This is a genomic window from Microcoleus sp. S13_C3 (genome assembly GCF_036700905.1).
In the GTDB taxonomy this organism is placed as follows: domain Bacteria; phylum Cyanobacteriota; class Cyanobacteriia; order Cyanobacteriales; family Microcoleaceae; genus Microcoleus.
Genome location: NZ_JAUBPT010000096.1, coordinates 1 through 16,371 on the forward strand (window position 1 = coordinate 1; position 16,371 = coordinate 16,371).

The following is a 16,371-nucleotide window of genomic DNA, read 5'->3' on the forward strand; positions in this document are numbered from 1 at the left end:
TGTTGACTGTTGACTGTTGACTGTTGACTGTTGACTGTTGACTGTTGACTGTTGACTGTTGACTGTTAACTGTTAACCGTTAACTAATGACTACTGACTACTGACTACTGCCAACTGACTACTGCCAACTGACTACTGACTACTGACTACTGACTTTATCTTCGCTGAGACGCAAACCTGCGATGTTTTTGCAGTCAAAGGTGGCGTTGTTGCCGGGGCGACGCTCGATTAATTCGATAATTTGTCCGGCGGGGTTTTCCAGAAACCACTGAGTTAATGAGCCGTAATCTAAAGCTCGATGGGACAGGGGTTTGAAGTTTTTATTTTGCCATATTGTAGCAGCATTCTGCACGTTTTCGACTCGAAGCGCGACGTGGTGGACTGCTGTTAATCCTCTTTCTTGCTGGAAGCGGTTTTTTTGGTCGCCCGCTGCGTGGGGCGCATCTAATACTACTAAGCCGCCCGCTGGCAGTAATAAGGTAATTAAATGCAGCCACAAGTCGGAGGGAACATTAATGTTTTCCGCACAAAAGTCAATGGGGAACAAGCCGGGACCTTCAACAATTTTGGCACCGAAGGGGCGGAAAGATGCGGCGTATTTTTCGAGTTCGGTTCGGCTGGGAAATGTGATGACAAAGTGGTCGATCGCAACTTGTTCGTCGTACAGGTGTGTTTCAAACGTCCAGGTTGTTAAAAATTCGGGAGTGATAAATTTGGGGTTGAATTCCAGCAAGCCATTTTTTTCGATGAAAGGTGAGTCAAGATGGCCCTCAAGGTTGCGATCGAACTTTAGGGTTTGTAGATTCAAGTTTTTCATCTGTATTCGCCGATGTTAACTCCGCAAAACTGCGAATTGTGTCTACAAGCTGAAGTTGACACACATTTGGTGCGCCTTCCTTCAAAAATAACACAAAAATTAATACAGGCAAGCCGATCGCCCGATCGCAACTCCCAAACCTTTACAAAGCAAGTATTCCCCAATCTAAAATCTAAAATCTAAAATCTAAAATCGGATGGTTTGCCGATCGCGTTCCCGGCCAACCACGCTGTAGTCCAGGCACTTTGGAAGTTGAAACCGCCCGTCACCCCGTCGATATCCAAGATTTCCCCAGCAAAGAAAAGTCCGGGACAGTGGCGGCTTTCCATTGTCTTAAAATCGACTTCTTTGAGGTTGACACCGCCGCAGGTGACGAATTCTTCCTTAAATGCGCCTTTTCCAGTAATCTGATATTCGCCTTGAACGAGTTCTTGCAGGAGGCGATCGAGGGTTTTGTTAGATAAGTCGGCCCAGCGTTTTTGCTCATCAATGCCGATCGAACTTGTCAAGCGTTCCCAGAGGCGGCGCGGCACCGGAAAGGGACAGCTAGAGACAATCAATCGGTGCGACAACTGCGACTTAACTGCTAGTAGTTGCTGCCGCAAAACTTCCGCATTGTACTGGGGAAGCCAATTAATCAGCACAGAGGTTTTATAATGGCGATCGTGCAAAAATCTCGCACCCCAAGCCGAAAGTTTGAGTACAGCCGGCCCGCTTAAACCCCAGTGAGTAATTAGCAAAGGCCCGCTTTGTTCTAATTTAGCTCCCGGCAATTTCACCTTAGCATTAGGAACAGAAATTCCGGCTAAATCTTTGATTCTGCTGTCGGAAATATTAAAAGTAAATAGAGAAGGAACGGGCAGTTCTACAGTATTACCTAACTCTTTTGCCCACTTATAACCCAATGGATTGCTGCCTGTAGCGAGAAGAATGCGATCGCACTTAAAACTCTCCCCCGACTTCAACTCAATTTCAAACCTAGGGGCGGTGTCCCCCTGTTCGCCCTCTGCGCTGTTGCCCGTTAATTTCTTTACTGAAACGACTGCATCACCCGTGCGAATTTTAACGCCTGCATCCTCAGCAGCCCGGATCAAACAGTTAACAATTGTCGCCGAATCGTCTGTAATCGGAAACATTCGCCCGTCTTCTTCTGTTTTCAACTTCACACCGTGACCGGCAAACCATTCTACAGTATCGCGGGGTTGAAATCGAGTAAAAGCACCGCGCAGAGCTTTCCCTCCTCTGGGGTAATTCTGCACTAAAACACCAGGGTCAAAACAAGCGTGAGTCACATTGCAGCGCCCGCCGCCAGAGATGCGAACTTTTGCCAGGAGTTGCCGGCCAGCTTCTAGTAAAGTGACGCGGGCCTGCGGGTAGGTTTTGGCACAGGTAATTGCACTAAAAAAACCTGCAGCACCGCCACCTATGACTGTAATTTTGAGCATTCGATCGGACAAATTTTTTCTCGCTTATTCTGGTTCAAAATCGGATTTTGCCGCCCCGCAAGTGGGACAAACCCAATCGTCGGGGATATCTTCAAAGGCAGTACCGGGATCTATGCCTCCGTCGGGGTCGCCTACTTCAGGATCGTAGACGTAATTGCAAACTGTACAAACGTATTTTTGCATTTGCTTAACTCAATTTTATATTGTAAGCCTATAGATTGTACTTGACAACGCAACCTAGTGCAATACCCATTTCCAAACGTAATTCGACTTTCGGCAATTCCCCAATTATTAAAAATTAAATTTTGCACATTTATAAAATCTAAAATCTAATTAAGTCTTGCACAATTATAAAATCTAAAATCTAAAATCTAAAATCTAAAATCTAAAATCTAAAATCGTCAAAGCCTCCAAAACCGCAGTTCTAGAGGCTTGATTGTATTTTTTATTAGTTTACGGCGATTGGAAGACTAGACTTTCGCTAAAGGCTTAGTCCAAACGCCGCTTTCATCTTCTTGGTACTGCTGGTGAATGGCGTCCCAAGCGGTGTGTTCCGCTTGTATCGAGTCGTTGCTTTCGTCAAATGCGGCGTTGTAGGATTCCATAAAGGTTTTTTGAGCGGCTTCCGACAGGTGCGATCGCACTTCTGGAGATAAGTCTGCCGGACTATTGCAGCGACCTTTGACGGCGCGCGGCAGCGTCATTTCGCTAACTGAAACTTCTTCGCCACCTGCACTTTCTAGCAAGAGTTGAAATTCGCCCGATCGGTCGGCGGCGACTTCTGCCATCACGAGAAATTCGCCAGCTTCAACGCGCGTTTGATAGATAGTTGCTTTGTCTTCGGGCATTCCCACAGCGACTAAAGCGGAAACAAGACCCGCACCGGCCGAACCTGCGATCGCCCCGCTAGCTGCACCCAACAGTACCGCACCCAGCGGGCCCGCCGATACTACTGCGCCAACAAAGGGAATAAACAGCACGCCGACGCCAGTTAGCAAACCCAAAAAAGAACCGAATAAGGAACCAAAAATTGCCCCGCTTCGCAGACCGCCTAAAATTACATCTTTTTTAGTAATAAAGCCGGCAATTTTAGTTTTAGATTGAAAGTTTTTTCCCATTACTGAGATGTGGTCGCGGGAAACTCCGCGATCGAGCAACCGCCGAATTACGCCGTCTAATTGTTCTTCTTCCTTAAATACGGCTGAAACTGTTCGTTCGGCTAAATATTCCTCGGTCATTGTTCCTCCTTGATGGTTGGTAGATTAGTTGTGCTAGTTTTTAGTATAGGAAGAGACTGTAGGGCGATCGCATCGACCGCGAGATAGAGGTCGATGCGACTGTGGCTAGATTGAGTCTATATCAAAGGAGTTAAAGAGGCTGGTAGTTTCCGGTGCAATCGGTTATTTCAAGCTTTTATTCATATCTAATGTACTCAGCTAAAAACACCAATTGATTTATCATTTCTTCGGCTGACTTAGCAGCAATCAAGTTAAAAACCCCCCGCAACTGATCGCCAATCGAGTACCGCTGTTGCACTCCCATAATAATTCCAGCATGACCGATATTTTGGGCAATAAAGGTACTGTGCAAACGACAAAAATCTTTAGTGTTGAAACTGTATATGGCACGCCCTTGCTCCGCGGCCCAGATCAGTTGTTCCTCATCAGAACAGCTAAGCTTGTTAGCGTCCGAGGTAGTTATTACGTCTACACCAGAGGTTCGCAGAGCGAGTATCAGCGAGCGTTGGAGAATATCCTCATCCATGTATAAACAAATTCGGCTCACGATAGCTTACCTGCCATATATTCTGCTTCCAAACGGTCATACTCTTCGTAGTAAGCTGCTATTTCGGCGTCCGTTGCTTCCTTGTTCGCGTAATAGTAAGTGAGTGCTGCATAAATTTGTGCTAAAGTCAAATGCGGTATTTCATCAATGATTTGCTGTGGAGTCATCCCGGCATTAAAATCAATAGCAATATTCTGTACCGTAATTCTAGTTCCTGCAATTCGTGGGCGGCCGCCGCAAGTTCCGGGCGTGCGGACAATTAGCGTTCCTATATCAACGGCAGTTGTCATATTTACCTAGATTGAGTTAACTTTATTCTATTGTAACGCAGCTTCATTTCTACCCGATCGCATTTATCCAGGTTAATCAATGCCATTAGCACCCCTGTTTCCTGTCGTTCATCCCATTCTCAAATCGGCTTTTCCCGGATGTCTGTGGACGGGAGATATCAACAGCCGAGAAATTGCCCTCACATTTGACGACGGGCCGCACCGTCAGCACACACCTCAAGTGTTAAAAGTTTTAGATAAGTACGACATCAAAGCGAGTTTTTTCTGGCTAGGTTTTTGCGTCGATCGGCATCCTGAAATGGCTAAAGAAGTGTGCGATCGCGGACACTGGATCGGTCTCCACGGCTATCAGCATATATCGTTTCCCAAACTCAAAACCCACGAACTAAAAAAAAGTTTAGAAGACACGCAGAAAGCAATTGCCAAAGCTTGCGATTTAGACCCAAAATTAATCCTGGACGTGCGGCCACCCAACGGCATTTTTACGCCGCGAACATTAGAGTTATTGCAACAGTGGGAATATCGCCCTGTAATGTGGAGTGTTGTCCCGGAAGATTGGGTGCGACCGGGGGTTAGGAAAGTTATTAGTCGCGTCGTGCAGCAAACTGAAAACGGCTCAATTATTGTTCTGCACGACGGCTATTGCGGCGGTGAAGATGTGGCAGCTTCGGCGGATAAAATAATTCCATTGCTTTTGTATAAAGGTTACAAATTCGTGACAGTCGATCGACTGTGGGAACAAGTTTCTGCCTGATTGTGTCACTGCAATCCCAAGCGCAGCAATAGCCAAGGTTTGAAATTGCTTCGCAATCCTCGGAATCACTGCGCGGCTGTGAAGGCGCAAGTCATGAGTATGTTAAGAGAAGTAGGTTAAAATACCTAGTATTCTATAAAATTTGCTTCGGTTTCGATCGCCAATTTGTAAGTAGAGGAGTCTGTTCTATGATTCGATCGCACAGATGGCAAGCTATCATCGGTTTATTGGTAGCCCTGGGGATAATCATCGGGAATTTGGTGTTTCCGGGTCTGAATGTACCCCCGGCATTGGCTCAAGCCAAATTTAAGGATGTTAACGACCATTGGGCGCAAGCTTGCATAGAGGAGTTAGCACAGAAAAAAATCATCAGTGGCTACTACGAAGACGGCACTTTTCGCCCGAATCGCCCCGTCAGCCGCGCTGAGTTTGCGGCGATGGTTCGCAGGGCTTTTCCCGATGCCAAAACCGTCCGAGCTCCGATCGACTTTGCAGATATTCCTACAAATTACTGGGGTTTTAAAGCAATTCGAGAAGCTTATCAGACGGGTTTTATGTCGGGATACAGTGGCAGTATCTTTAACCCCACTTTGAATATTACCCGCTGGCAGGCTTTGGTAGCTTTAACCAGCGGCTTGAAATATACACCTACGGGGCCGGCGGCTGAGATTTTGGATGCGACTTTTGAGGATGCGCCGCAAATTCCCGAACTGGTCAGAAGTGCGATCGCCGCCGCCACAGAAAAACAACTTGTGGTGAATTATCCGGCTGTTAAACAGCTAGAACCTACACGCAATGCTACTCGCGCCGAAGTAGCAACTTTTTTCTGTCAGGCGATCGCCAAACCCGGCCAAACTGCCTTAGTTCCTACCCAATATATCGCCCAAGTTCCGGCGAATATCGGCCCGCCGAGAACAACAGAAACCTCGGAAGCAGGGAAAGTTCGGGCGGAAGTTTCTTTCGTAAAAGAAGCAGAAAATGCTAAAAATCTCCGCATCAGAATTATCCGGGACGGTAAAACTTTATTAGAAGAACCAGTGCTGGTTCCGACTCGCTCTCTAGTAGATAATCCAGACAAAAAAGCCACCGAAGAAGTATCGGAAGGACGTTTTTTATCGCTACTAATCCGTGATTTGGACGGCGACAAGGAACCGGAAGTGCTAGCAGATTTAGTGTCAATCAAAAGTGGCGTCCGCTGCTGCAATTATTCGTTTATTTACCGCTACGACTCTGCAGCTAACAAATACACTCATATCAAGCATTTCTGGGGCAATGTGAGTTACGAAATAGTCGATTTTGGCAAAAATGATATCCCAGAGTTTAAGAGTCAGGACGGGCGATTTGCGGAGGCTTTTACAAATTATGCTGATTCTCGCTTCCCGCTGCAAATTTGGCAGTACCGCCAAGGTAAAATGCAAGATGTTAGCAAACAGTATCCGGTGGAAGTATACACGAATTCTGCTGAGCTTTGGCTGGAATCTAACAAGCGTCTGAGTGAAAATGGGGAGGTAAAAGGGGTGTTGGCGGCCTTCATGGCGAACAAGTATGTCATGGGCCAGGAGGCGGAAGGTTGGCAGTTGTTGGAGAGGGTTTATCAAGGGCGCGATCGCACTCAATTCTTTGGGAAGTTGCGCGAGTTTTTGGTGAGCACGGGTTATGCTAGTAAGTAGATTGGGAGGTTTTTAACCGCAGATTTAAGCCGATTAACGCGCATTAATACGGATAGTGTATGTAGGGGCGGGTTTTACGAATAATATTTAATTCTCACTAACAATATTACTAAACCCGCCCCCACACAACAGATAACCCACGTCAATTTTTCTTTCGATACTAATCGAAAAAATGTACATGATGATTTACCGCTTTGTGGGGGCGGGTTTATTTAAATCTTTAGTTACAGCCACGTATGGTGGGTGAAACCCGCCCCTACAGAATTCAAATATTCATCTAATTTCCGATTGTGCGGCTGAAAATACTCGCGCAATCGCTGGCTGACAGCATCATCCACAGGCTGATAATCACCACCGTTGTACTTTTGATAATTCCCGAGTGGAAAATCTGGCAAATCTAAAAACTCAAAAACTTGTTTGAGTGTCGCAGCCGGATTGGCATAAAATTCTTCACTTTGCAAAATCAAAAACTGTTCCCGGTGGAAAAGTTTCATCCACTGTTTGAGACTGCAAGCATAAAGACTCTTATAAATATAATGACAATCTTTCCAATTATTTCTATCTTCTAAACAAGTTTCAGTTGCACCAGCAAGCAATTGCAACTCGGAATTTATCGCCTTTTCAAAACTTCTGTGTTCAGTACCGCGCCTCACCAGCATTTGATAGTGCGAAAAAGCCCGATCGACCGGATTTCTCAAAATCACAATCAGCTTAACTTGGGGCAAACAACCGTGCAATCTTTCCGCAGCCAGCGGGTGAGTAAGATAAGTCGGAGTTGCTTCTCCTGTCAAAAAATGATGCGCCTCTATTGGCGGCGGGAAATGGGATCGATACCAATCTATTCCCTTGTTGAAATGTTCGGAAAAAAAACAGATTTCTTTATGGGCTGCCGCTAAAATCTGAGGGTGCGAAGTGATATATTTGTAGAGAGAAGTTGTGCCGCAACGGGGAGAACCGATGATAATGAAATCTGCCGATTCCCTAGGGGATAGCTGCGCTTCACGCGATGAGGCCCAATTCCATTCTACTTGCGACAGTTGCGGGCGAGATGCGACTGTTTGCAAGCGGACTGCAGTTTGAAAAAGTGCGATCGACTCCTGAATTTTTCCCTGCTTGCTCAGCGCTACAGCCAAGTTAATATAGGCTAATGGAAAATTTGGCAAAATCTCGATAACTTCGCGGTAAAGAGCAACCAGGCTGTCAATGAGAGGAGAATCTTTAGGCAGCGGCGCGTACAGCAAGGGGAAGTAAGCGGCAGTAAAGTTTGGTTGGAGGAGAATGGCTTTTTGGTGACAGGCGACAGCCTCTGCAATTTGCCCGTTTTGTTGCAGCGCTTTGCCTAAATTGTGGTAAGCTGAGGGCGAATTGGGATTTTGGGCGATCGACTGTTTGTAAAGGGCGATCGACTCCTGCAATTTTCCCTCATCCTTCAAACTATCTGTAAAAGTATCTGTAAAAGTATCTGTAAAAGTGCCATCGGCCAAACTCATGCTGGAATCCTGTAATAACCGCGCATCATTACCTTAACATCCAAGTGCTTCATTTCGGCAGTAGAAGCATCGTGAATCATATTCTCAGTCGGTGCAATATAAGCCTCGCCCGGTGCAATTCTCAGCTTCACCACCGGATATTCTGGATAGCGCTGCATAAACTTATTGGTTAAGTGTCGTGTCCAAGGTTTTCCAATATCAGAATCAGGGCACCCCAGCATTTCAAAAATCTCCATCTCAGTCAAATTCACAAACAAAAAATAACGGCTGTCCTGCCCTAAATTCAGGCAAATCCGATTAGTAGCCTCCTGCTTTTTCGCCAGCGGCAACCCGTCCCAATTATCAGTATGCAAACCATTGCGGCAACCGCGTTTATTATCAATTGTTGCCGTACTCAATCCCGGCTGCCTGCCTCCCATACCGTTAATAATCGGCGGGGCATCCGAGAGACAAAAAGGCTGAAAATACTCAATTAATTTATCGAGTGCCTGACGACATTTTTCCTCGGATTTAAACTCAGCAACCTGTAGCGGAGTTGTTAGGGAAGCTATACCGGCAGCAGCAAACAAAGCTAAAACCTCCGGCGGTAAACGCACAATTCCTATACCCGAATATGGCGGTGGGGGTTCATCAACCCAAAGCAGTGCAGACTCTGCCGGTGTTGGTTCCCTCCAAGGTTCTTTTGGCATAAAAGCCCCTTCGCAATACTGAATGCGATCGGGTACGCTGTCAAAAGCTAGCTGAGTGCCCGAACTCAGCCACACTCGAATTGGAAACTCTTGCTGTGTAGTTTCTGACTCCAGATTTTGGCAGCGATAAATTACTATACTTTGACGGAGACTGGGCATTATTTAATATTTATTAATCGCAATTATCAAAAAAACCAGTTTGTAGTCTGGACTTTAGTTTTTTCTTCGGAGTTTCAGGACTTAGGTAAAAAGTAGTTTGACGTGGTACTTCTAGCGGTAAGGTGCGCTGTGTAAACCTGCAATACAGCAAATTCCACCTTTATGAAGTACACTCGCCTATCGATCCCCGTAGGGACTATCCCTACCTCTGGTATGTACATCATTTACCACCAAAAGTGCTGTATATACGCAATTTTTAGTAGGGAGACGGCACTGCCGTCTCCCTACCTCTGGTATGTACTTTTTATCCTTTAGTAATCTTGCCTAATGAGTGCAATGGGTGCAGTGAGTGCAGTGAGTGCACATAGCTCCTACCTCAAACCCTTCAGCATTGGGAAACTGCCAGAGAGTTTGCGTTAAAGTCGCGCGGTCAACATCCTGTCGGGGAACTGAGGAAAAAGTCAAAACGCGGGCTTCATCGTCTGTGCTTTCTACCAAAATTTCGCCCTCAGCAACTTTAATTGCATCACGGTGCAAAATGCTGATGCCGAACATATCAGTCATCGCCAATTCGGACAGTTTACCTGCAATTTCATTGAGAAATTCTGAGTTGTTGACAACTGCTTCTGACCGTTTAATTGCTGCCGACACAGCTTCACTAACGCGGACAAATTCTAAGGGAAACCAAACCCAGTCGCCTGATGCTTGATCTTTTTCAACCTTCCACATATACGGAATAGCATCGCCGTATTCTGCTGTCGGCTTGACATAAGCATTGTTGCCGTCAAACTCTTCAACCAACCTTTCGTTATCCGCCAGGTCAAAGTGTTTGTGAAGTAAGCAAATACCTACCTGCTTTTGCAAACCGTGACTGCGGATGATAGCACCCAGTTCGGTCATGTTGTCCTGGGCTTGCTCTAGCAGGTCTCTCGCCGTGAAAAAATGCTCTAAACTATCGAAAACATCTGGTTTGTAAGATGTCAGCATACAGGTTTAGGTTTCCTTATAAATATTCACTAGATAGAGCATATTTAACTTGATCTAGAATGTCAACTGTTTGCCTGCCATCAATACATTAATCTTTTTTATATGTAAAATTACTAAGATTTTGTAAAGAGATACCACAAACTGTTGCTTTTTGATAAGCTAAGTTAAAATAAATATAAAATATCATAAATTTCATCACTGAAAATGGTATATCCATCTGCGCCTTGGCATCTGCAAGGTTATGCTGTTGGGACTTTACAATTGGTAGATGTGGCACGAGTGCGCCCCTTGGTTCCCTCTGAGTTAGAAATTGTCTCTTTATTGCCAGGAAAAACCCTAGGTGGCATTTATATATCCTCCTATGGGTTGGGTTCGGTGATGGAGTACAATGAGTTAATTGTAGTTAGCGCGATCGCCAATTATGCAGGAAAATGGGGCGCTTGGATTTCCCATATTTACGTAGACAACCCTAACTCGGTAGCCGGCGGGCGGGAAATTTGGGGACTTCCTAAAGAATTAGCTCAATTTAGTTGGGAAGGTAGCGATTCGGTAAAAGCAGCACCGCTAGGCTACCGCGTCACAGTTAGCCAAGGAAACCGTCAACTGTGCACTTTCAATTACAGCAAGCAAACTTTAGCTTTACCGCTGTCTTTGAGCGGAAATGTTTTCAGCGCTGACAGCAGCAATTTGCTATTATTTAAAGGAGAATTTGGCTCTAGAATCGGCTTGATTAGAGGCCAGTTAGAAGTGCCAGACGAAAGTCCTTTTGCCAGTTTAAACTTAGGTCAGCCCTTGCTAACTTTTGGCTGCGAAGATATGCGTTTAATTGCAGGGGCACCGGAAGTTGTGGGAAACAGAGCCGTTGAATTCAGTTATTAGCTGTAAAGTGCGGATCTTCGCCGTAAACCTAAAAAAACACAACAGCCAGAAACCCGGCGTCTTCAAGAAACCGGGTTTCTGGCGCGGCGTATTAGTTTGATCTACTTACTAATCTTTTTGAGGACTTAGGCATCAAACGGCTAAAAACCCGGTTTCTTCTTAGATGCCTCGTTGCAGCCCCCAATATTCTCCGAGAAACCGGGTTTTTTTTTCGTAAGTCTTATTCTTAAATGCCAGCCCCCGGAGCGGCTTCAGCACCCATTTCTAAAATTGTACCGCGAAGGAAATCAATTTGCTGCTGGAAATCCATGCCCTCAATCTTTCCTAATAAAGCTTTTCCTGCGTCGGGAAGTTGATAGTCTGGAGGCACAGGAATAATAGTTCCTTCGTCCATTCCTACTGCTAGGAAATACCAAAAAGCCAGCTTGGTTTCAGGACTCATTGAGCCGTACATCCGGCTGATTTCGGTATTGGCTTTGGAGGCAATGTCCCGCATTACTTGTAGTTGTTCTGGGTGGGGCAGAGGCTTGACTTGCTCGAACAAACCCTGAGCGATTTCGGAACCGGAAGCACCCGGAGCCGCTGGCGTTATTGACTTGCCCATTTGGGTGTAAACAAACCACAGCAAACCTAATTGGTCGTCTACACTCAACTTCTTAATATCTGCTTTTCCTTGGTCGTAAGCACTGGTAGTAGTAAAGGTCATTCAAGCCTCCAAAATAATATGTATTGCTCAGTTTTCTTATTTGTGAGAAAACTTTTGTTTGCTACTTAAGTTAAAGTACCTAATAAATAGTGATGCGAGAATCTTGCTTAAGACAGAGATGATCCCGGACATAAGTTCGGGGAGTAAATTCACCAAAATTGGGAAAATTTGCAACCAAAGGATGAGGCAAATTTGACAAGATTGTTGTTAGCGGCTCTCATGATTAGCATTGTTTAGCCGATCGCCGATCGCCTATAATCGCAACATACCTGTATTGAGGTGGCTGTTATGTCGATCGCAACTGCAAAACGCTTCACCATAGCGGAATATCACCGCCTGACAGAACTGGGGTTCTTTGGTGAGGAAGATCGAGTTGAGTTAATCCAGGGAGAACTTGTCAACCTGGCTGCTAAAGGTACCGCTCATTCTGTTTGCGAGACACGGTTGGAACGCGAGTTATTTAAGCTGCTGGGAGAAAGGGCGACACTGCGAGGACAACAACCGATTATTCTGCCTGATGACAGCGAACCAGAACCCGATCGCGCGATCGTGCAAAATCGCCCTGATGACTATTTATCCTGTCACCCCACAACAGCGGATATATTGTTACTGATTGAGATTGCGGATTCTTCTTTGAATTACGACAAACAAGTCAAGTGGCCCCTTTATGCTGAAGCGGGTATCTCTGATTATTGGATATTTAATTTATTAGAAATTTGTTTGGAATGTTACAGCGAACCTTATCAGAATTCGCAAGGCAAATTTGGTTATCGCGTCAAGAGAATTTTTCTGCCTAACGAGACAGTTGCCCTCCCTAATTTTGGGGATTTGTCCCTCGATTTATCTAAAGTATTTCCTCCTAGTTTTCTCGGCGAATAGAATTCGCTACATAAACAAAATCCGCCGCAGTTTACGTGGCAGGATCTAGGGTCGGGCGGACTAAAAAAATGGCGTTGCACAATTGGAGGATGATTATTGTGGGGTGTCCCGCCTGCTTTGACAATACACCGGACGGGCGGGACGCCCATCCCACAAAACCATCAAAATTATCCTGCAATTATGCCACACCAAACAAAGGCGTTGCACAATTTGAGGATGATTATTGTGGGGTGTCCCGCCTGCTTTGACAATACACCGGACGGGCGGGACGCCCATCCCACAAAAGAATTAAAATCCTTCTGCAATTATGCCACACCAAACAAATGGGCTGTCAGTCAAAGAAAATAGGCTGGCAAACAGCCAGCCTAGAATCAGGAGAACTTTATTTCAAACTCGTTGAAAATCTAGCTAAACAAACCCGAAATCCCGTTGACTGCTATTGCTCCAGCCAAAGCGGAAACAACCACAGAAGTCAGAGCCGTACCGAACAGCCACCAAGCTGCTGCGGCTGCCGCTTCGCGCGCATCTTCGGCTTGCTGCTTGGTCTTGTTCTTGAGCTGTTTGATGCGTTTTTTGGCTTCATTTTGCAGGCGTTCCGATCGCAATAAAACGCTGTCCCGGGCTCCTTCCATTTGGTCAACAATTCGGTGAGCGTCTGTCTCGGAAATATCGGAACGAGAACTCAGCAGGGCAACTAAAGTACCGCGATCGAACTCACCTAAACGCTCTTTAATCGCGTCAAATCCTGCCTGCGGGTCGTCAAACACTTTACGCAAGTCCCGCTTGATGCCTTCGTAGTTGAGCTCTGGTCGATCGAGCGAATTGAGGTAATCCCGGATTTTCCCGAAAATACCATCCATTGCTGACTGAAACTTGTCCTGAACCATTTGAACTTGTTCGACAATTTGGTTGCGGACAGATTCAATTTGGTCGGCAATTCTGTTAGCTTCATCGAACGAGATGTCTTCCCGCTGCGACAGCAATGCTACCAGAGTCGATCGATCGAAGTGCTTCAGGCGATCGCCCAAACTTTGCATCCCCATTCCCGGCTCGCTAAACAGCAACTGTAAATCGCGTTTGATGCTTTCAGGATTGAGTTCTTCCTTGTCCGTATTCCGCAAGTAATTTTCCAAACTTCCTTGGAAATCCCGGACTGTTTTTTGAGCGCGAGAGGCCAAGCGGCGGGGCGATTTCACGATGCTGCGAAGCGAATCTTGCACGCGATCGATCGTCCGATTGATCTGTTCTTCGCTCAAATCTTCCCGCTGCGACAGCAACTTGACTAAAGTTTCGCGATCGACCTGAGAAAGTCTGTCCCGAAGTGCCAAAGCACCCTCTTTCGGATTTTCAAACAATTTAGTCAAATCCCGATTGATGGCTTCTGGATCGAGTTCTTCCAGGTTTGTATTCCGCAGGTAATCGCCAATTTTTGCAGTAACTTCCTCGTACTGTTGCTTAGCTCTATCTGCAACTATTTGCGGCGCGTGGATAATGTTGTCGCGCACAGATTCGATCCGGTCGATCGTCTGATTGATCTGTTCTTCGCTGAGGTCTTGGCGCTGTGACAGCAACTGCACCAGCGTATCGCGGTCGAATTGAGACAAGCGTTCTCTCAGCGCTTTGAATCCGGCTTCCGGGTCGTTTAACAGCGTTTGAAACTCGCGCTCGATCGCTTCAGGATTGAGTTCTTCCTTATTAGTATTGCGGAGATAGTCTTCTACCTTTTGCCGCAATTCTTGAGCTTTCGATTGCGCTTGCTCTTGCAATTCTTGAGCTTTAGAAATCACGCGATCGCGCGAACCTTCGAGCCGCCCGATTAACTGATCGGCTTCCTCTGGACTGAAATCTTCCCGCTGACCCAGCAACTGCACCAAAGTATCGCGGTTAAACTGCGACAGGCGATCGCGCAAAGCTTCAAAACCAGCATCGCGATCGTCCAAAAGCGCTTGGAAATCCCGCTCGATACCTTCAGGATTCAATTCCTCCTTGCCGGTCGATCGCAAATAATTCTCAATCCGACTCCGCAAATCTTGAGACTGTTCTTCACCCGCAGCAGCTTGCACAATTTGCAACACTTCTTGTCGGACACCTTCAAGCTGTTCGGCAATTTCCGTCACCTGTTCAGGAGCAAACCCCTCGCGGCGGCCCAGAATCCCTACAAAATAATCGGGATTAAACAGCTCTAACTGGCGCAAAACTGCCCCCGGAGAAGCTTCAGGGTCGTAAATCACATCCCTAAATTCCTGCTTGATTGTCTCCCGGTTGAGATGCCAAGGTTGGGCATTCATCAAGTAGTTTTCCACATCAGCCTTAGCTGTATTGAAAGGCAGCGCAGGCACTTTGTCGCCCACCTTAGAAGCCAAAGATTTAGCTTGTTCCGTCCCTTTGGCTGTCAGTTGCTGCAACTGACCAGAGATTTTTTCAACATCCAAATCAGACAAATCCGTCCGCGACAAAACAGTGCCCACAAGAGCTTCCACACCCAACTGCATCGCTCGCTTCATTCCGCCTGAGCCGGAGCCCGATTTGTTTTCCCTACTTTCCAGAATTTGAGACAGCTTGGCGTTGAGTTCGTCAGACTTCAGCAAATCGGGAGCCGCAAACTTGAGAAAATCAACCAACTCTAAATTCGGGTCTTTCTGCTCTTGCTGCTTACCGAAAGTTTGCTTCCAAACGGCTTCGAGTTGGTCAGCAACTTGAGTTATTTCCTCTTGAGAAAAGTCTGTGCGACTCTTAACTAAATCCACAAAAGTCTGGCGGTTAACATTCTTCAGAACGTCGCTTCCCGCAAGAGATTTGATATCGGCATCGCCCAGCAACTTTTCAAATTGACCGCGAATTTCCTTAACATCTAGTTTCGGTAACTGCAAAGAACCCACATAATCTTGCAGCGTTTCGCGAATGCTATCCGGGTCTACCGCCGAACTCAACTCGCGGCGGACAGCGGCAACAGATGCCTCTACAGTATTGACCATTTGGTCGCTAGCCATCTTGCCGCCGATCGCAGCACCAGCAGTACCCATGAGTCCTTGAACGCCTGAAAAAGCAGTTTTTATCAAGGAACCGATCATCGAACCGACGGCGCTAGAACCGAGCCACACCAGGGTTAAAAAGTACGCAGCCCAGATTACCACACCAATAATTGCCGCTCCGTCTACCGAGGCAATTGAAGTTAGTTTGACGGCCAGAAAACAAGCCAAAAATAAAGCCAGGTTAACAGTGACTAAAATCCAACCCCCGACTAAACCTTCGATTTTCCGAACTTTCTTGCCTAAACTTTCGGACTCATCATCATCATCGTCGGGTAAAGCCTCGTCCCAATTTGAGATTTTGGCGGCGATCGAGAAATTGGTTAACAGGAATTGGAAGCCGAAAGCCATAATGACTCCGGCGATTAAGGCCACGAAAAACTGCGGGCTTAAAAACATTAGCCCTCCGATATCGGGGTGGTCAAATGGCACATCTATTTCTACGGGCGTTTGTACTGGCATTTGTACTGGCATTTCTACTGGCATTTGGCCCCTATCGAGTTTTGGAGTGTACAGCGACATTAATAACTCGCTTTGAAACATAATTTACCTCCTTAATTTTTATGCCTAACTCGGCATAGCGAAAATTGCCCCCAACTTTTTTCTAGGGGTGTTTGTAATCTTTAGATGAGGTTTTGTTTGGGTTCGGCTTTATCTTACGGAAGGCCTTATTAGTGACATTGGGATGAGTGGTAAATCAGTTCTATAGTGATCTCATCCTTACTGCTTATTATGGCTCTGGAAGCTAAAAAATAAATCCGTCTAAAGTCAGAAATTACTTTTTAAGGGATG

General features: G+C 46.1%; 16 protein-coding genes. 5 read left to right on the top strand and 11 right to left on the bottom strand.

Annotated elements, in window-relative coordinates; genetic code table 11:
* Positions 1 to 139: 139 nt before the first annotated feature.
* From QUA16_RS23370 to QUA16_RS23395, 6 genes are all read right to left on the bottom strand, one after another.
* The gene (locus QUA16_RS23370; RefSeq protein WP_333106885.1) at positions 140 to 817 is read right to left on the bottom strand and encodes a hypothetical protein; all 678 of its coding nucleotides are present in this window, start codon (positions 815 to 817) and stop codon (positions 140 to 142) included.
* Between the two features lie 179 nt (positions 818 to 996).
* Entirely contained in the window at positions 997 to 2,262 is a 1,266-nt protein-coding gene (locus QUA16_RS23375) for an NAD(P)/FAD-dependent oxidoreductase (RefSeq protein ID WP_333106886.1), read from the bottom strand.
* Between the two features lie 24 nt (positions 2,263 to 2,286).
* A complete protein-coding gene (gene rd / locus QUA16_RS23380; RefSeq protein ID WP_333106888.1) occupies positions 2,287 to 2,445 on the bottom strand; it encodes a rubredoxin in 159 nt (52 codons plus the stop codon).
* A gap of 287 nt (positions 2,446 to 2,732) precedes the next feature.
* Complete coding sequence (locus QUA16_RS23385; protein ID WP_333106890.1) at positions 2,733 to 3,500, bottom strand: ChaB family protein; 768 nt, start codon at positions 3,498 to 3,500, stop codon at positions 2,733 to 2,735.
* A gap of 175 nt (positions 3,501 to 3,675) precedes the next feature.
* On the bottom strand, positions 3,676 to 4,047 hold the full coding sequence (locus tag QUA16_RS23390) for a DUF5615 family PIN-like protein (protein ID WP_333106891.1): 372 nt from the start codon (positions 4,045 to 4,047) through the stop codon (positions 3,676 to 3,678).
* A complete protein-coding gene (locus tag QUA16_RS23395; RefSeq protein ID WP_333106892.1) occupies positions 4,044 to 4,337 on the bottom strand; it encodes a DUF433 domain-containing protein in 294 nt (97 codons plus the stop codon). Before QUA16_RS23395 ends, QUA16_RS23390 begins: the two co-directional genes overlap by 4 nt.
* Positions 4,338 to 4,416: 79 nt before the next feature.
* Here QUA16_RS23395 and QUA16_RS23400 point away from each other — a divergent pair, with 79 nt between their 5' ends.
* Complete coding sequence (locus tag QUA16_RS23400) at positions 4,417 to 5,091, top strand: polysaccharide deacetylase family protein (RefSeq protein ID WP_333106894.1); 675 nt, start codon at positions 4,417 to 4,419, stop codon at positions 5,089 to 5,091.
* Positions 5,092 to 5,279: 188 nt separating this feature from the next.
* The gene (locus tag QUA16_RS23405) at positions 5,280 to 6,761 is read left to right on the top strand and encodes an S-layer homology domain-containing protein (protein WP_333106895.1); all 1,482 of its coding nucleotides are present in this window, start codon (positions 5,280 to 5,282) and stop codon (positions 6,759 to 6,761) included.
* 224 nt (positions 6,762 to 6,985) lie between these two features.
* Here QUA16_RS23405 and QUA16_RS23410 read toward each other — a convergent pair whose 3' ends face one another.
* From QUA16_RS23410 to QUA16_RS23420, 3 genes are all read right to left on the bottom strand, one after another.
* Positions 6,986 to 8,251 (bottom strand): tetratricopeptide repeat protein, encoded by a 1,266-nt coding sequence (locus QUA16_RS23410; protein ID WP_333106896.1) that lies wholly within the window; start codon positions 8,249 to 8,251, stop codon positions 6,986 to 6,988.
* Complete coding sequence (locus QUA16_RS23415; RefSeq protein WP_333106897.1) at positions 8,248 to 9,099, bottom strand: hypothetical protein; 852 nt, start codon at positions 9,097 to 9,099, stop codon at positions 8,248 to 8,250. The genes QUA16_RS23410 and QUA16_RS23415 overlap by 4 nt, the downstream gene beginning before the upstream one ends.
* A 324-nt stretch (positions 9,100 to 9,423) precedes the next feature.
* Entirely contained in the window at positions 9,424 to 10,086 is a 663-nt protein-coding gene (locus QUA16_RS23420; protein ID WP_333106898.1) for a glycerol-3-phosphate ABC transporter substrate-binding protein, read from the bottom strand.
* 204 nt (positions 10,087 to 10,290) lie between these two features.
* Between QUA16_RS23420 and QUA16_RS23425 the strand changes: the two genes are divergently transcribed.
* Positions 10,291 to 10,965, top strand: coding sequence for an acetoacetate decarboxylase family protein (locus tag QUA16_RS23425; RefSeq protein ID WP_333106899.1), 675 nt, complete (start codon positions 10,291 to 10,293; stop codon positions 10,963 to 10,965).
* Positions 10,966 to 11,191: 226 nt separating this feature from the next.
* Here QUA16_RS23425 and QUA16_RS23430 read toward each other — a convergent pair whose 3' ends face one another.
* Positions 11,192 to 11,671, bottom strand: coding sequence for an orange carotenoid protein N-terminal domain-containing protein (locus QUA16_RS23430; RefSeq protein WP_333106900.1), 480 nt, complete (start codon positions 11,669 to 11,671; stop codon positions 11,192 to 11,194).
* Positions 11,672 to 11,959: 288 nt separating this feature from the next.
* On the opposite strand from QUA16_RS23430, the gene QUA16_RS23435 reads away from it, so the two are divergent.
* The gene (locus QUA16_RS23435) at positions 11,960 to 12,550 is read left to right on the top strand and encodes a Uma2 family endonuclease (protein WP_333106902.1); all 591 of its coding nucleotides are present in this window, start codon (positions 11,960 to 11,962) and stop codon (positions 12,548 to 12,550) included.
* A gap of 180 nt (positions 12,551 to 12,730) precedes the next feature.
* A complete protein-coding gene (locus QUA16_RS23440; RefSeq protein WP_333181352.1) occupies positions 12,731 to 12,898 on the top strand; it encodes a hypothetical protein in 168 nt (55 codons plus the stop codon).
* 56 nt (positions 12,899 to 12,954) lie between these two features.
* Here the strand turns inward: QUA16_RS23440 and QUA16_RS23445 are convergent, their stop codons facing one another.
* Entirely contained in the window at positions 12,955 to 16,122 is a 3,168-nt protein-coding gene (locus QUA16_RS23445; RefSeq protein ID WP_333106903.1) for an MFS transporter, read from the bottom strand.
* Positions 16,123 to 16,371 lie beyond the last annotated feature (249 nt).

Bases quoted from the DNA above. Each gene is read 5' to 3' on its own strand.
- QUA16_RS23395 (WP_333106892.1), bottom strand. From the start codon at position 4,337: ATGACAACTGCCGTTGATATAGGAACGCTAATTGTCCGCACGCCCGGA.
- QUA16_RS23375 (WP_333106886.1), bottom strand. From the start codon at position 2,262: ATGCTCAAAATTACAGTCATAGGTGGCGGTGCTGCAGGTTTTTTTAGT.
- QUA16_RS23400 (WP_333106894.1), top strand. From the start codon at position 4,417: ATGCCATTAGCACCCCTGTTTCCTGTCGTTCATCCCATTCTCAAATCG.
- rd (WP_333106888.1), bottom strand. From the start codon at position 2,445: ATGCAAAAATACGTTTGTACAGTTTGCAATTACGTCTACGATCCTGAA.
- QUA16_RS23420 (WP_333106898.1), bottom strand. From the start codon at position 10,086: ATGCTGACATCTTACAAACCAGATGTTTTCGATAGTTTAGAGCATTTT.
- QUA16_RS23440 (WP_333181352.1), top strand. From the start codon at position 12,731: ATGCCACACCAAACAAAGGCGTTGCACAATTTGAGGATGATTATTGTG.
- QUA16_RS23435 (WP_333106902.1), top strand. From the start codon at position 11,960: ATGTCGATCGCAACTGCAAAACGCTTCACCATAGCGGAATATCACCGC.
- QUA16_RS23370 (WP_333106885.1), bottom strand. From the start codon at position 817: ATGAAAAACTTGAATCTACAAACCCTAAAGTTCGATCGCAACCTTGAG.
- QUA16_RS23445 (WP_333106903.1), bottom strand. From the start codon at position 16,122: ATGTTTCAAAGCGAGTTATTAATGTCGCTGTACACTCCAAAACTCGAT.
- QUA16_RS23405 (WP_333106895.1), top strand. From the start codon at position 5,280: ATGATTCGATCGCACAGATGGCAAGCTATCATCGGTTTATTGGTAGCC.
- QUA16_RS23430 (WP_333106900.1), bottom strand. From the start codon at position 11,671: ATGACCTTTACTACTACCAGTGCTTACGACCAAGGAAAAGCAGATATT.
- QUA16_RS23415 (WP_333106897.1), bottom strand. From the start codon at position 9,099: ATGCCCAGTCTCCGTCAAAGTATAGTAATTTATCGCTGCCAAAATCTG.
- QUA16_RS23385 (WP_333106890.1), bottom strand. From the start codon at position 3,500: ATGACCGAGGAATATTTAGCCGAACGAACAGTTTCAGCCGTATTTAAG.
- QUA16_RS23425 (WP_333106899.1), top strand. From the start codon at position 10,291: ATGGTATATCCATCTGCGCCTTGGCATCTGCAAGGTTATGCTGTTGGG.
- QUA16_RS23410 (WP_333106896.1), bottom strand. From the start codon at position 8,251: ATGAGTTTGGCCGATGGCACTTTTACAGATACTTTTACAGATACTTTT.